This window comes from Blautia sp. MSK.18.38 (assembly GCF_024460535.1).
GTDB classification, from domain to species: Bacteria; Bacillota; Clostridia; order Lachnospirales; family Lachnospiraceae; genus Blautia_A; species Blautia_A fusiformis.
Genome location: NZ_JANFYP010000002.1, coordinates 123,286 through 136,840, shown reverse-complemented (window position 1 = coordinate 136,840; position 13,555 = coordinate 123,286). Strand labels below are relative to the sequence as shown.

General features: G+C 45.9%; 12 protein-coding genes. 9 read left to right on the top strand and 3 right to left on the bottom strand.

The annotated features are described in order from the left end of the window. The first annotated feature begins 80 nt into the window (after window positions 1-80). From NE638_RS02055 to NE638_RS02040, 4 genes are all read left to right on the top strand, one after another. Window positions 81-509 carry an RrF2 family transcriptional regulator gene (locus tag NE638_RS02055; RefSeq protein WP_015526993.1) on the top strand — a complete coding sequence of 143 codons (429 nt, stop codon included), beginning with the start codon at window positions 81-83 and terminating at the stop codon, window positions 507-509. A gap of 25 nt (window positions 510-534) precedes the next feature. Then, window positions 535-1,722: a cysteine desulfurase NifS gene (gene nifS / locus NE638_RS02050; RefSeq protein WP_021650819.1), complete on the top strand. Its 1,188-nt coding sequence runs from the start codon at window positions 535-537 to the stop codon at window positions 1,720-1,722. Between the two features lie 28 nt (window positions 1,723-1,750). After that, window positions 1,751-2,197: a Fe-S cluster assembly scaffold protein NifU gene (gene nifU, locus NE638_RS02045; RefSeq protein WP_015526995.1), complete on the top strand. Its 447-nt coding sequence runs from the start codon at window positions 1,751-1,753 to the stop codon at window positions 2,195-2,197. Between the two features lie 89 nt (window positions 2,198-2,286). After that, window positions 2,287-4,845 carry a cation-translocating P-type ATPase gene (locus tag NE638_RS02040; protein ID WP_173745721.1) on the top strand — a complete coding sequence of 853 codons (2,559 nt, stop codon included), beginning with the start codon at window positions 2,287-2,289 and terminating at the stop codon, window positions 4,843-4,845. Between the two features lie 143 nt (window positions 4,846-4,988). Here the strand turns inward: NE638_RS02040 and NE638_RS02035 are convergent, their stop codons facing one another. Then, window positions 4,989-7,112 (bottom strand): alpha-amylase family glycosyl hydrolase, encoded by a 2,124-nt coding sequence (locus NE638_RS02035; RefSeq protein ID WP_173745720.1) that lies wholly within the window; start codon window positions 7,110-7,112, stop codon window positions 4,989-4,991. Window positions 7,113-7,186: 74 nt separating this feature from the next. Continuing rightward, window positions 7,187-8,005, bottom strand: coding sequence for a histidinol-phosphatase HisJ family protein (locus tag NE638_RS02030; protein WP_022426901.1), 819 nt, complete (start codon window positions 8,003-8,005; stop codon window positions 7,187-7,189). A 304-nt stretch (window positions 8,006-8,309) separates the two neighbouring features. Between NE638_RS02030 and gap the strand changes: the two genes are divergently transcribed. From gap to tpiA, 3 genes are all read left to right on the top strand, one after another. After that, on the top strand, window positions 8,310-9,329 hold the full coding sequence (gene gap / locus NE638_RS02025; RefSeq protein ID WP_021652276.1) for a type I glyceraldehyde-3-phosphate dehydrogenase: 1,020 nt from the start codon (window positions 8,310-8,312) through the stop codon (window positions 9,327-9,329). Window positions 9,330-9,515: 186 nt separating this feature from the next. Continuing rightward, complete coding sequence (locus NE638_RS02020) at window positions 9,516-10,712, top strand: phosphoglycerate kinase (protein ID WP_015527000.1); 1,197 nt, start codon at window positions 9,516-9,518, stop codon at window positions 10,710-10,712. A 44-nt stretch (window positions 10,713-10,756) separates the two neighbouring features. After that, the gene (tpiA, locus tag NE638_RS02015; protein WP_015527001.1) at window positions 10,757-11,506 is read left to right on the top strand and encodes a triose-phosphate isomerase; all 750 of its coding nucleotides are present in this window, start codon (window positions 10,757-10,759) and stop codon (window positions 11,504-11,506) included. A 115-nt stretch (window positions 11,507-11,621) separates the two neighbouring features. Here tpiA and NE638_RS02010 read toward each other — a convergent pair whose 3' ends face one another. Further along, window positions 11,622-11,900, bottom strand: coding sequence for a helix-turn-helix domain-containing protein (locus NE638_RS02010; RefSeq protein WP_015527002.1), 279 nt, complete (start codon window positions 11,898-11,900; stop codon window positions 11,622-11,624). 101 nt (window positions 11,901-12,001) lie between these two features. Between NE638_RS02010 and NE638_RS02005 the strand changes: the two genes are divergently transcribed. Next, the gene (locus NE638_RS02005) at window positions 12,002-12,223 is read left to right on the top strand and encodes a hypothetical protein (protein ID WP_021652279.1); all 222 of its coding nucleotides are present in this window, start codon (window positions 12,002-12,004) and stop codon (window positions 12,221-12,223) included. Window positions 12,224-12,406: 183 nt separating this feature from the next. After that, window positions 12,407-13,525, top strand: a complete 1,119-nt coding sequence (locus NE638_RS02000; protein WP_173722595.1) for an Mbeg1-like protein — start codon at window positions 12,407-12,409, stop codon at window positions 13,523-13,525. Window positions 13,526-13,555 lie beyond the last annotated feature (30 nt).

The following is a 13,555-nucleotide window of genomic DNA, read 5'->3' as shown; positions in this document are numbered from 1 at the left end:
TTGACAGAACCATATGTTTCTGATAGAGTAAACATGAAATCCGAGGGAAACACTGGGAATTGAAAAAAAGAGGTGAGCGGATGAAACTGTCAACAAGAGCAAAATACGGACTTAAGGCTTTGATAGACCTTGGTCTTTACAGTGAAAAAGAAGCGGTCTCGCTTCAGAGTATTGCGGGCCGTCAGAATATATCAGTCAGCTATCTGGAGCAGCTGATGGCACTTTTGAAGAAAGCGGGCCTTGTGAAGAGTGTCCGCGGCGCAGCCGGAGGATACTTTCTTGGAAGACCGGCAGAAGAGATTTCAGTGGGAGATATCCTTCGTGTCCTGGAGGGTGGCCTGGAGGCTGCAACATGTCCGGGAACAGAAGGTGACGGTGGCTGCCAGGGTTCTGATCTCTGCGTGGCTAAATTAGTGTGGAAGAGGATCAACGACAGCATCACAGATGCAGTGGATACCCTGATGCTCAGTGAGCTGATCGAAGAAAGCCGGAGAATACACGAAAAATAATTATCCTGAACAGGAGGAAAAGAAAATGGGAAAAATGATATATCTGGACAATGCGGCTACCACAAAGACCGCACCGGAAGTTGTGGAGGCTATGCTGCCGTATTTTACAGAGTTTTATGGAAATGCTTCAACCGTTTATGATTTTGCGGCAAACAGCAAGGCTGCCATCGCAAAGGCAAGACAGCAGATCGCAGATGTGATCGGAGCCAAAAAAGAGGAGATCTATTTTACAGCAGGTGGTTCCGAGTCTGATAACTGGGCTCTGAAAGCGACCTTTGAGGCATATAAAAATAAAGGAAACCATATCATCACAACAAAGATCGAGCATCATGCCATCCTTCATACCTGCGAGTACCTTGAAAAAGAGCGTGGTGCCAAGGTCACATACCTGGATGTAGATGAGAATGGTTTCATTGACCTGGATGAGCTTCAGAAAGCCATTACACCGGAGACCATCCTGATCTCTGTTATGGCTGCAAACAATGAGATTGGTACTCTTGAGCCGCTGAAAGAGATCGGACAGATTGCACATGAGCATGGAATCCTGTTCCATACAGACGCTGTTCAGGCATTCGGCCAGATCCCGATCAATGTAGATGAGTTCAATATTGATATGCTCAGCTCCAGCGGACATAAGATCAACGGACCGAAGGGAATCGGCTTCCTCTATATCCGTAAGGGTGTTAAGATCCGCTCCTTCGTACATGGCGGAGCACAGGAGAGAAAACGTCGTGCAGGTACAGAGAACGTTCCTGGTATCGTAGGATACGGTCTTGCAGCAGAGCGTGCAAACAAGTCCATGAAAGAGCGTACTGCAAAAGAAATCGAGATCAGAGATCATATGATCAGCAGGATCCTCACAGAGATCCCGTACGTACGTCTCAATGGAGATAAAGTAAAACGTCTTCCGAACAACGTAAATGTAAGCATCCAGTTCATCGAGGGAGAGTCACTTCTTCTGATGCTTGATAATTTCGGAATCTGTGCATCCAGCGGTTCCGCATGTACATCCGGTTCTCTGGATCCGTCACACGTTCTGTTAGCTATCGGTCTTCCTCATGAGATCGCACACGGATCTCTCCGTATGACCTTAAGCGAGGAGACAACTATGGAGGATGTTGATTTTGTAGTAGATAAGCTGAAAGATATTACTGCAAACTTAAGAAGCATGTCTCCATTATATGAAGATTTTATTAAAAAGCAGAAAAAATAATAAAAATACTTGCCAGGAGGAAAAAATAATGTATAGTGAAAAAGTAATGGATCATTTTCAGCATCCACGTAATGTCGGTGAGATCGAGAACGCAAGTGGCGTGGGTACTGTAGGAAATGCAAAATGCGGTGATATTATGAGAATATTCCTTGATATCGATGACGAAACTCATATTATCAAAGACTGCAAATTTAAAACATTTGGATGCGGTGCAGCAGTTGCAACAAGCAGCATGGCAACAGAACTTGTAATGGGCAAGACCATTGAGGAAGCTATGGAAGTAACCAACAAGGCCGTTATGGAGGCTCTGGACGGACTTCCGCCGGTAAAGATCCACTGTTCCCTGCTTGCTGAGGAAGCAATTCATGCAGCTCTCTGGGATTATGCAGAGAAACATCACATTAAGATCGAGGGTCTTTCCAAACCGAAGTCTGATATCCACGAGGGTGAAGAGGATACAGAAGAGGAGTATTGATTCCTTTTATTTACGATCATAACCGGGGCATGAGCAAGCTTCAGTTGAACAGAACCGTAAGCCATTGAAAGGACAGGTAAGTAAGAAGCATGACAGGACTTACGAACGAAGAAGTTCAGGAAAGAATTGCGCAGGGCCAGGTAAATAATAACGAAAACCCCAACACCAGGACATATAAGCAGATCATTCTGGAGAATACGTTGACATTCTTCAATTTTCTGAACCTGGTGCTGCTGGTTCTCGTACTGCTGGTTGGTTCCTACAAAAACTCCATGTTTGTAGGAATCATTTTTATTAATACCGTGATCGGGATCATTCAGGAGGTCCGTGCCAAGAAGACGATTGACAAGCTGGCCATCCTGACAGAATCCAAGACGGTTGTTCTGCGTGAAGGAAAAAAATGGAAAATTTCTACAGAGAAGCTGGTTGTCGATGATCTGATATTCCTGAAGGCCGGAGAACAGGTTCCGGCAGATGCGAAGATCCTGGAGGGAAGCCTTGAGGTCAATGAATCTCTGCTTACCGGTGAGGCAGACAATCTTCCGAAGAATCCGGGAGATGAGCTTTTTTCCGGAAGCTTTGTGACGGCGGGACAGGCCTGCTGCCAGATCATCCATGTGGGAAGTGACAACTATGCGTCAAGGATCACCAGCGAGGCAAAGGAATTCAAACGACATAATTCAGAGCTTAGAAATTCCCTGAATGCCATTCTGAAGGTGATCAGTATCATTATCGTACCAATGGGTGCGCTGCTTTTTTATAAACAGTATTATTTTGTGGGAGACAATATCCGGGATTCTGTTGTCAATATGGTTGCAGCGGTCCTGGGAATGATCCCGGAGGGACTGGTCCTTCTTACCAGTGTGGCACTGACTCTGGGTGCGCTGAAGCTGGCCCAGAAGAAGACGCTGGTGCAGGAGCTGTACTGTATAGAAACTCTTGCACGCGTGGATACGCTCTGCCTGGATAAGACAGGAACTATCACAGAGGGTACCATGTGTGTGGAGGCGGTGGAGAGCTATCCGCCGGTGTATGATGAGATTTCAGAGAAAATATCCGGGAAAGATCCTGAATCCGGCGAAGGTGACAGCGATGGAACTGAGAGTTCTGCGACTTCTGCAGTTTCAGCAACAGATGCGATCGCAAAGGAGGATGGAAGCGCGAATCTCGTATTACAGGAAAAGTCAGAAGCTGACCCGGAGAAACATAGTCAGGAAGATCCGGAGAAGATCCGGGAGATCGAGCATATCATGGGAAATCTGCTTTCTGTGCTGAAGGATCAGAATGCCACTGCCGATGCACTCAGGGCAAGATTTAAAGTATCTCAGGATATGGAGCTGGATCATGTGATCCCGTTTTCTTCTGACAGGAAGTACAGCGGAGCTGCATTTACAGATACAGGTACTTATCTGATGGGCGCAGCGCAGTTTCTTTTTCCGGAAGGGAACCCGGAGTTGATGGAGTATTGTGGCAGATTTGCAGAGGAAGGTCTTCGTGTGCTGGTTCTTGCCCATAGTGTAAATGTGAGTGAGGGAGCGGAGCTTCCGGAGGGACTGGAACCTGTCGGACTTTTGCTTATTACCGATGTGATCCGTGCAGAGGCGCCGGATACACTGGCATATTTCGAAAGTCAGGGTGTTGATCTGAAAGTGATCTCCGGTGATGATCCGGTGACGGTTTCTGCAATTGCCAGACGTGCAGGCCTTAAAAATGCAGAGCATTATATCGATGCGACAACGATCACAACCCAGGAACAGATGGACGAGGCAGTTGCAGAATATAGTGTGTTCGGACGTGTAACACCTCAGCAGAAGCAGGCAATGGTGAAGGCTTTACAGGCTCAGAAGCATACGGTTGCCATGACCGGTGATGGTGTCAATGATGTTCTGGCGCTTAAAGAGGCGGACTGCAGTATTGCCATGGCTGAGGGCAGTGATGCTGCCAAGAATATTGCCAATGTGGTATTGCTGGATTCTAATTTTGCAGCAATGCCGGAAATTGTGAATCAGGGACGCCGGGTTGTAAATAATATCCGTACTGCGGCATCTATGTTTTTGATCAAAACGATTTTTTCCGTGCTGCTGTCACTGATCACGATCTTCTTCGGGGATTCCTATCCCTTTGAGCCGATCCAGATGTCTCTGATCAGTGCCTGCGCTGTTGGTATTCCTACATTCCTTCTGGCACAGGAGAATAATTATGAGAAGATCGACCATACATTTTTGCGTCATGTATTTATGAATGCATTTCCGGCTGCTGTGACCATCACGGGCTGTGTGTTCAGTGTGATGCTGGTATGCCAGAATGTATACCATTCCAATGCTATGCTGAATACAGCCTGTGTGCTTGTAACAGGATGGAATTATATGGCGGCACTTAAGACAGTTTACGCACCTCTGAATAAGTATCGAAAGGTGATCATTTACAGTATGCAGGTGATCTTTTTCGGTGCGGCGGTGGTTCTGCAGAATCTTCTGACACTGGGATCGCTGGAATTCGGAATGATCATTCTGGTGTTCCTTCTGATGACATTTTCTCCGATCCTGATCGATGTGATCACGGCCTGGCTCAGAAATATTTACAGCCGTTCGCTGGATAGTGGGGAACAGGGGAAATTTGCTGCATTTATTGATAAGCTGAGAAAATAATAATATGAGAAATAAAAAAGGACACTGCCCGTTGAAAATGGCAGTGTCCTTTTTTGGCAAATAAACTGTGAAGCAGTTATCCAGTTATCCGGTGCAGAGCTGTGTAGAGAATGCAGATTGTGGATATCCGCCTGACAAAGCTATTATTTTGTGTGCATAAGCCAGATAAATCCGAAAGCCGGGATCTCTACAGCCTGTGCGTCTCTCTGAACTCCTGTGAGAAGATCTGTGTAGGTACCGTCCTGTTCGTTGATCCAGGCTACCTTATCCTGGTCGCTGAAGTTGTAGATGCAGATCAGCTTTTCTTCAGAAGTTTCTCTTACCAGGGCAAGGAGAGCTTTTTCCCAGGTTTCCAGTGTATGTGCAGAAACTTCAGGTGCAAATACCGGATGGCTGGCACGGATGGATTCCAGCTGCTCAAGACTGTTGAAAATGCGTCCCTGGATCGTTTCGGCATCGGCTCTGTTCCGGGCAAGTGCCCAGTTGAAACGTCCGTTGTGGAGCCAGCGGGGATCAGCTGCTTTGGAAATGTCTGTTTTATAGGTGTAGTCATTCAGCTGTCCGACCTCGTCACCGCTTCGAAGTACCGGAATTCCGGGGAGGGAAAGAAGCAATGCATGAAGTGCTACGTCATAGCGGATTCCCCGGCTGACACCCTCCATATTTCCTTCATAATCAAAACGCTCGATTCCTGCAAGAGATGCGGTTGTTCCGCAGAGCTCAGATTTCTCGGTTTCCGGATTTACATAAATTTCACCCCGGGCAAAGGAATCAGGGAAAATACCTGCCAGGAATTCATTCAGATAATCTCTGTGAGGCCCTTCTGTGATAAAGCTTCCTTTCAGGAAATCATAGTCCAGATTCCAGCGTACCGTGTTGCGGTTACGGAGGTAATTCTGGAATACCGGTGCCTGCGGAAGGTCTGCAGCTCTGTCGATTCCCCGGCGGAGAAGGGCAGTGTCCTTTGTGGCAACGGTATGCCAGAGATCGGACATCAGCTGGGTGCTGTTTACAATGTGAAGTTCCGGCATATCGGAAGTTCCGCCAAATGCAGCAGCCTCTGCAGGTGGGCGGTCTGTTTCGCCAAGGAGAAGAATTCCGGGGCATACGATCTCACACACCATTCGGGTCATACGCAGCAGAGAGTGAAGCTTCCAGAGATTTTCTTCCGGCATCATCGGAAGGACACCAAGGCTGAATACAGAAGCACCTTCATTTGCAAGCTCCAGGATCTGAAGAAGCATTGCATTGAAATAAGCCGGAGTCTGGAGCACACATGGCGCACCGGACTGTGGGTCATCCACAGAAAGACTTAACGGGATCTCAAGAGCCAGGCGGATACCTGCTTTCCTACAGTTAGCTGCAAGTGTGTACAGATCTTCGGAAGTTCCGATCTCCGGGATAATGCGAAGAGAGCAGTTGGAGGTTGCCTGGAAAAGATCTGTCAGGTACAGAGTGTCTGCTTTGCATTCACTGATATAGTCCAGCTTATCGGACAGCCCGGAAAGAGTATCTGCGAAGTCAGCAGGATTTACAGCCATTCCGGTGAAAGTAGTCTTACGGAACCAGTCAGGATCTGCAGCGCAGTTCTGGTCGGCTTCCTTCATGGAAAGAGAACGCTCACGGTAGATTTCTTTCATCTTTTTTGTGAGGCTTGAGAATGTGCCGGTAACTTCCGGGTGATCGCGGAACAGTTCGCAGTAGAGCCATTTCAGATCATTGTAGTAGTATTTCAGACGTTTCTCGTAGAGGGCATCGTAAGCTGTGTCCTCCTTGGAAGTTTCGACTTTCAGAGGCTCGGTCTTGGAAGTAGTAACTTTCGCCGGTTCAGTCTTGGAGGTCTCAACCTTGATCGGTTCGGTCTTGGAAGTCTCGACCTTGATCGGCTCGGTCTTGGAAGTCTCGACCTTGATCGGTTCGGTCTTGGAAGTCTCAACCTTGATCGGCTCAGTCTTGGAAGTCTCGACCTTGATCGGTTCGGTCTTGGAAGTCTCGACCTTGATCGGCTCAGTCTTGGAAGTCTCGACCTTGATCGGCTCGGTCTTGGAAGTCTCGACTTTGATCGGTTCGGTCTTGGAAGTCTCGACTTTGATCGGTTCAGTTTTGGAAGTTTCGACTTTAAGCGTTTCCTTCTTTACGGTTTCAAGTTTTTTCACTTCGGCTTTAGCATTTTCAACAGATTTGGCAGCACTGGTATTTTTTTTCAGCTGCTTTTCTTTTTTTGCCTGCATGGCAGCTTTCTTTTTCTGGAGTCTTTTTGTTGACATATAGAGTTCCTCCTTAGATAAAATGATATTTTCGGTATAAAATGTAAACTCTCTCACCGGAGAGAGAAACAGAGCTACAGCTTATGAAAAACAGGACGGCGGTTTTTAAATACAGCATAATAGGAAAAACCACATTCACGGAGAACATCAGCCGCCTTGTCAAAAGCGTAGCCAATCTTATCCGGAGTATGGGCATCTGCACCGATGGTGATGATCTCACCGCCAAGCTCACGGTAACGTCGGATAATATTGACACATGGATTCGGTTCACCAAGCCCGTAGTGATAACCGCCTGTGTTCAGCTCGATTCCCACATTTTTGCGGATCAATGTCCGCAGGATCTCGTCCAGGATCTCCTTATATCTTCCATAAGAATACTGACGGTTCTGATTTGGACCATAACGTACTACATAGTCGATATGTCCGTACACATCCATCTCGTCAAAAGCAGCGATATTTTCCAGGATGGATTCAAAATATTCCATGTAGCATGCGGATTCCTTACGGCCCTCAAAATAAGAAGGATAATAAGGATCGTATCCGTGCACCACATGGGAGGAACCAATAACGAAATCAAAGGGAACTTCTTTCAGAAGATCGGAAAAAGATTCTGCAAGCTGAGGCTGAAGTCCAAGCTCGATCCCGAAGTTAACCTGGATCTGGTCTTTAAAAGCATCCGCAAGACTCTCAAGTTTCTGGCGGTATGCAGGGATGTTCAGGGAAAAATCAAGATTTTCCGGAGTATCGGGATAATCCGGATCAAAATGTTCAGTAAAACAGATTCCCGTGAGACCCTGGTCTGCGGCAGTCTGGATCATTTCTTCCATCGGTGTATCGGAATCTGCGGAAAAAGAGGAGTGCATATGGCAGTCCCATAAAATTTTCTGGTCCATTTTGTACCTCCATATTCAAGCCTTTATATTCTGTGACAATGATCGTATCTGCCTGTTATGAATCCGGGAAAGTCAAACTCCCAGCGGGAATATAGATATCCGTTTTAGGAATCAGCAGGACAGAACTTTCTATCAGAGAATTATAGCACATTTTTCAGAAATTTTCTTAATATTTATTTTAATGTTCTTTTTTATAAATAGCTCTTGAATTTTTGTTTGGAATTAGGTACAATATGAAACAGGTTGATGTTTCTTTAACAAAGGAACGATTTAATCACCATTCAATTCATAGGAGGAATTTATCATGGCAGTAAAAGTTGCAATTAATGGTTTTGGACGTATCGGTCGTCTTGCATTCCGTCAGATGTTTGGAGCAGAAGGATTTGAGATCGTAGCAATCAACGATCTTACATCTCCTAAGATGCTTGCTCACTTATTAAAATATGATTCTACACAGGGAAGATATGCTCTTGCTGATAAAGTAACAGCAGGCGAGGATTCCATCACAGTAGACGGAAAAGAGATCAAAATCTATGCTAAGGCTAACGCTGCAGAGCTTCCATGGGGAGAGATCGGTGTAGACGTAGTTCTTGAGTGCACAGGTTTCTACACATCCAAAGACAAAGCTCAGGCTCATATCGATGCAGGTGCTAAGCACGTAGTTATTTCCGCTCCGGCTGGAAACGACCTTAAGACAATCGTTTACAACGTAAACCATCAGGGTCTTACAAACGAGGACAAGATCATCTCCGCAGCTTCCTGTACAACAAACTGCCTTGCACCAATGGCTAAGGCTCTTAACGATCTTGCACCGATCAAATCCGGTATCATGTGCACAATCCACGCTTACACAGGCGATCAGATGACACTTGACGGACCGCAGAGAAAAGGCGATCTGAGAAGATCCCGTGCAGCTGCAGTTAACATCGTTCCGAACAGCACAGGTGCTGCTAAAGCTATCGGACTTGTTATCCCAGAGCTTAACGGCAAACTTATCGGTTCTGCACAGCGTGTACCTACCCCAACAGGTTCTACAACAATCCTTACAGCAGTAGTTGAAGGAAACGTTACTAAAGAGCAGATCAACGCAGCTATGAAAGCAGCTTCTAACGAGTCCTTCGGATACAACGAGGATGAGATCGTATCCAGCGATATCGTTGGTATGAGATTTGGTTCCCTCTTCGATGCTACTCAGACAATGGTACTTCCACTTGAGAATGGCACAACAGAGGTTCAGGTAGTTTCCTGGTATGACAACGAGAACTCCTACACAAGCCAGATGGTTCGTACAATCAAGCACTTCGGAAAACTTCTGAACGCTTAATTTTCTGCGAACGGGTGTAGAAGAATAGACTCAGAAAGGGTCCGGTCTGAAGAGGACCGGGCCCTTTTTTTCCAAAAGATCAAACAAAAAAATGTCTGAGGAAATGACTGTTAACAGAGCGGACAACAATACCGCTCGCCCTTATTCATCTGCTTTTGCAGAAATAAAAGTTAAGGAGATATAGAGATGCTGAACAAAAAAAGTGTTGACGATATCAATGTAAAAGGACAGAAAGTACTTGTAAGATGCGACTTCAATGTTCCGCTTCAGGATGGAAAGATCACAGATGAGAACCGTCTTGTAGCTGCTCTTCCTACAATCAAGAAACTGATCGCAGACGGCGGAAAGGTTATCCTTTGCTCCCACCTTGGAAAACCGAAGGGAGAGCCGAAACCGGAGCTTTCTCTTGCACCTGTAGCAGTTCGTCTTTCTGAGCTTCTTGGCCAGGAAGTAAAATTTGCAGCAGATCCTGAGGTAGTAGGACCGAACGCAAAAGCTGCTGTAGCAGAGATGAAAGATGGCGATGTAGTTCTTCTTGAGAACACACGTTATCGTGCAGAAGAGACAAAGAACGAAGACAAGTTCAGCGAAGATCTTGCTTCCCTCTGTGATGTATTTGTAAATGATGCATTCGGAACTGCTCACAGAGCTCACTGCTCTAACGTAGGTGTTACCAAATATGTAAAAACAGCAGTTGTAGGATATCTGATGCAGAAAGAGATCGATTTCCTTGGAAACGCTGTAAACAATCCGGAGAGACCATTCGTAGCAATTCTTGGCGGTGCTAAGGTTTCCAGCAAGATCTCTGTAATCAACAACCTTCTTGACAAGGTAGATACACTGATCATCGGTGGTGGTATGTCCTATACGTTCTCCAAGGCTATGGGCGGACATATCGGAACATCCCTCTGCGAGGATGATTACCTTCAGTATGCTCTTGACATGATGAAGAAAGCAGAGGAGAAGGGCGTGAAGCTTCTTCTTCCTGTAGATAACAGAATCGGTGATAACTTCTCCAATGACTGCAACATCCAGGTTGTAAAACGTGGTGAGATTCCGGACGGATGGGAAGGAATGGATATCGGACCGGAGACTGAGAAGCTTTTTGCAGACGCTGTAAAAGATGCCAAGACTGTTGTATGGAACGGACCGATGGGATGCTTCGAGATGCCGAACTTCGCTCATGGTACAGAAGCAGTTGCCAAAGCTCTTGCTGAGACAGACGCAACAACAATCATCGGTGGCGGCGATTCTGCAGCAGCTGTAAATATCCTTGGATATGGCGACAAGATGACACACATCTCCACAGGTGGCGGTGCTTCTCTTGAGTTCCTTGAGGGCAAAGAGCTCCCAGGTGTAGCAGCAGCTAACGATAAAGACTGATAAAAAATAAAGTGTTCCACGAACACAAAAAGGAGATAAAAACAATGGCAAGAAAGAAAATTATTGCTGGAAACTGGAAAATGAACATGACACCAAGCGAGGCTGTAAAGCTCGTTGAGACTTTAAAACCGCTTGTTGTTAACGACGAAGTTGATGTAGTATTCTGCGTACCGGCTATCGACATTATTCCTGTTGTTGAGGCAGCTAAAGGAACAAACATCCAGGTTGGCGCTGAGAACATGTACTTCGAGGAGAAGGGTGCTTACACAGGCGAGATCGCTCCGGCTATGCTCGTAGATGCTGGCGTTAAGTACGTAGTACTTGGACATTCCGAGAGAAGAGAGTATTTCGGTGAGACAAACGAAGACGTTAACAAAAAAATGCTTAAAGCTTTCGAGCATGGTATCACACCGATCATGTGCTGCGGTGAGACACTTACTCAGAGAGAGCAGGGCGTGACAATGGACTTCATCCGTCAGCAGGTTAAGGTTGGATTCCAGGGTGTTACAGCTGATCAGGCTAAGACAGCAGTTATCGCTTACGAGCCGATCTGGGCTATCGGAACAGGTAAGACAGCTACAACAGAGCAGGCTCAGGAGGTTTGCGCTGATATCCGTAAATGCATCGCTGAGATCTATGATGATGCTACAGCAGCAGAGATCCGTATCCAGTACGGCGGATCTGTAAACGCTGCAACAGCTCCTGACTTATTCGCTCAGGCTGACATCGATGGCGGTCTTGTAGGTGGCGCTTCCCTGAAACCAGATTTCGGAAAGATCGTAAACTACAAATAAGATTCACTTAAAAAGGGGCTTCGGCCCCTTTTTTTATATCTTTTTATAAAAAAACCAGAAAAACTCTCCCTGACACGGATAGCACAGCTAACAAAAAAGCTGCATCTGATCACAGTCAGAGAGAGTTTTTCTTATCTTCAGAGTAAGGATTGTTTTTCTCTGAAGCTTTTTCTGTATGTTCGTTCCTTTCGTCAGGCTCGGGAACGTGTTCCACAATGTCCTCGATCTCGCAGTGGAGAATGGAACACAGCCTGTCTATGGTATAAATTTCAACATTTTTATTTTTTCGAAGTCTGTCCAGAAGTGAACGGGTGATCTGGTAATGTTCATAAAGATCATACTGAGTGATCCCACGCTCCTTCATCGTGACCCAAAATCTGTCATATTTTATCATATATATATCCTGTCCGATTCATCCTTGAATTAATCTTATTATGAAGGTAAAATTGGAATCACAACAGTGTCCTTATATCGACACTGCAGAAAGGAGAAGCAATGAGGAAGTTTTTTAAAATCTTAATTTCAGTGGTGATCACACTGTATTTTTCAGCTACCATGTTCTACTGCTTTGTGGCAGGAACACCGGATGACGGAAAAGGGGCAGTGATCTATATGATGTCAGCAGCAGGCCTGTCGATACTGTTTCCAGCTTTTACCTGCGGCTGCATTCATTACATCCTTTATCTCAGAAAAAAAATGGATGAAAGGAGCAAATGATCAGGATTTATGGTATGATAACAATAAATATCTGGCAGGGTATGTCGTTTTAGAAAACGGTTATCTGATAACGGCAGAAACGCATCAGATGGCTGTGCTGTGATGCAGCCGTTACGTATTATAATAGAAAGAAAGCCTGCAGCTGTGCGTAAGACGCTTATATGATCATTTGCGGAGGATTTTATGGGGAATATTCTGGATTATCTTGACTGGAGAGGAGATCTTACCTTTGAGCAGTCACCCTTTAATGAAGTTGACAATCTGATACTGGCGTGTTTTTCCTATCTTGATCTGGATGAGAGGGCAGAAGTAAAAAACGGAAATACTCTTTCTGTAGAAGAACTCTTTGCGGCTTTTTCCAGACGGGAAATGAAGAAGGATCTGAAAGCAGAAAGTGCATTTCTGCAGAATACACCGGTGCTCCTTGAAAAAATGGCCTGTGCGGAGAGATTCCGGAAATGTACAGTAGGAGGCTTTGTCAATGAAATCCTTTCCAGTCAGGCTCAGCAGTTTGCGGCAGTGACTATAGGACTGGATGATGGAACCACATATATTTCCTTTCGGGGAACCGATGATACCATTGTGGGATGGAAGGAGGATTTTAACTTAAGCAACGGAGTTGTTCCTTCGCACAGAAAAGCGTTGGGATATCTGGAAACGCATGGAACTTATATACAGTCCATGCTGCGGATCGGCGGTCATTCCAAAGGAGGAAATCTGGCTATGTATGCAGCGATGCAGTGCAGTGACATCCTGCAGGAAAAGCTTCTTTCTGTCTATGATAATGATGGCCCGGGTTTTCCAGAAGGATTTTTCAGTCCCGGAAGAGTGGAAAGGGTTTTGCCAAAAGTCACTCGTATCATTCCCGAGGCATCTGTGATCGGTATGTTGCTCAGCCACCAGAAAGATCCGCGGATCGTAGCCAGTACACAGAAGGGAATCCTGCAGCATGATGCTTTTACCTGGGAGGTAATGGGGCCATCCTTTATAGAGAAAGAAAGTTTGACAAGAAGAGCTGCGGCGTCAGATCGAAGTCTTCATAAATGGATCGACCATATGGATGAAAAGCAGAGAGAGCATCTCATCGGGGAACTCTTTTCTGTGTTGGAAGCAACCGGAGCAGATACCATTTCCCAAATCCAGGAAGGTGGTCTGAAAAGTCTGGCTGCCATGGTGCGCCAGCTGGATAAACTGGAACCACAGTCAAAAGCTATGGTGCAGGAACTGATCACCGGACTTTTTGGCAGCTGGCTGGAATTGCTTCCTCTGCCGGAACTTGACAAAAAGCGTTTTCTGCCATAACATAGGAGTTACTCTGATAAAAATTGGAAA

Bases quoted from the DNA above. Each gene is read 5' to 3' on its own strand.
- nifS (WP_021650819.1), top strand. From the start codon at position 535: ATGGGAAAAATGATATATCTGGACAATGCGGCTACCACAAAGACCGCA.
- NE638_RS02040 (WP_173745721.1), top strand. From the start codon at position 2,287: ATGACAGGACTTACGAACGAAGAAGTTCAGGAAAGAATTGCGCAGGGC.
- NE638_RS02055 (WP_015526993.1), top strand. From the start codon at position 81: ATGAAACTGTCAACAAGAGCAAAATACGGACTTAAGGCTTTGATAGAC.
- NE638_RS02005 (WP_021652279.1), top strand. From the start codon at position 12,002: ATGAGGAAGTTTTTTAAAATCTTAATTTCAGTGGTGATCACACTGTAT.
- tpiA (WP_015527001.1), top strand. From the start codon at position 10,757: ATGGCAAGAAAGAAAATTATTGCTGGAAACTGGAAAATGAACATGACA.
- NE638_RS02010 (WP_015527002.1), bottom strand. From the start codon at position 11,900: ATGATAAAATATGACAGATTTTGGGTCACGATGAAGGAGCGTGGGATC.
- NE638_RS02020 (WP_015527000.1), top strand. From the start codon at position 9,516: ATGCTGAACAAAAAAAGTGTTGACGATATCAATGTAAAAGGACAGAAA.
- NE638_RS02000 (WP_173722595.1), top strand. From the start codon at position 12,407: ATGGGGAATATTCTGGATTATCTTGACTGGAGAGGAGATCTTACCTTT.
- nifU (WP_015526995.1), top strand. From the start codon at position 1,751: ATGTATAGTGAAAAAGTAATGGATCATTTTCAGCATCCACGTAATGTC.
- NE638_RS02030 (WP_022426901.1), bottom strand. From the start codon at position 8,005: ATGGACCAGAAAATTTTATGGGACTGCCATATGCACTCCTCTTTTTCC.
- NE638_RS02035 (WP_173745720.1), bottom strand. From the start codon at position 7,112: ATGTCAACAAAAAGACTCCAGAAAAAGAAAGCTGCCATGCAGGCAAAA.
- gap (WP_021652276.1), top strand. From the start codon at position 8,310: ATGGCAGTAAAAGTTGCAATTAATGGTTTTGGACGTATCGGTCGTCTT.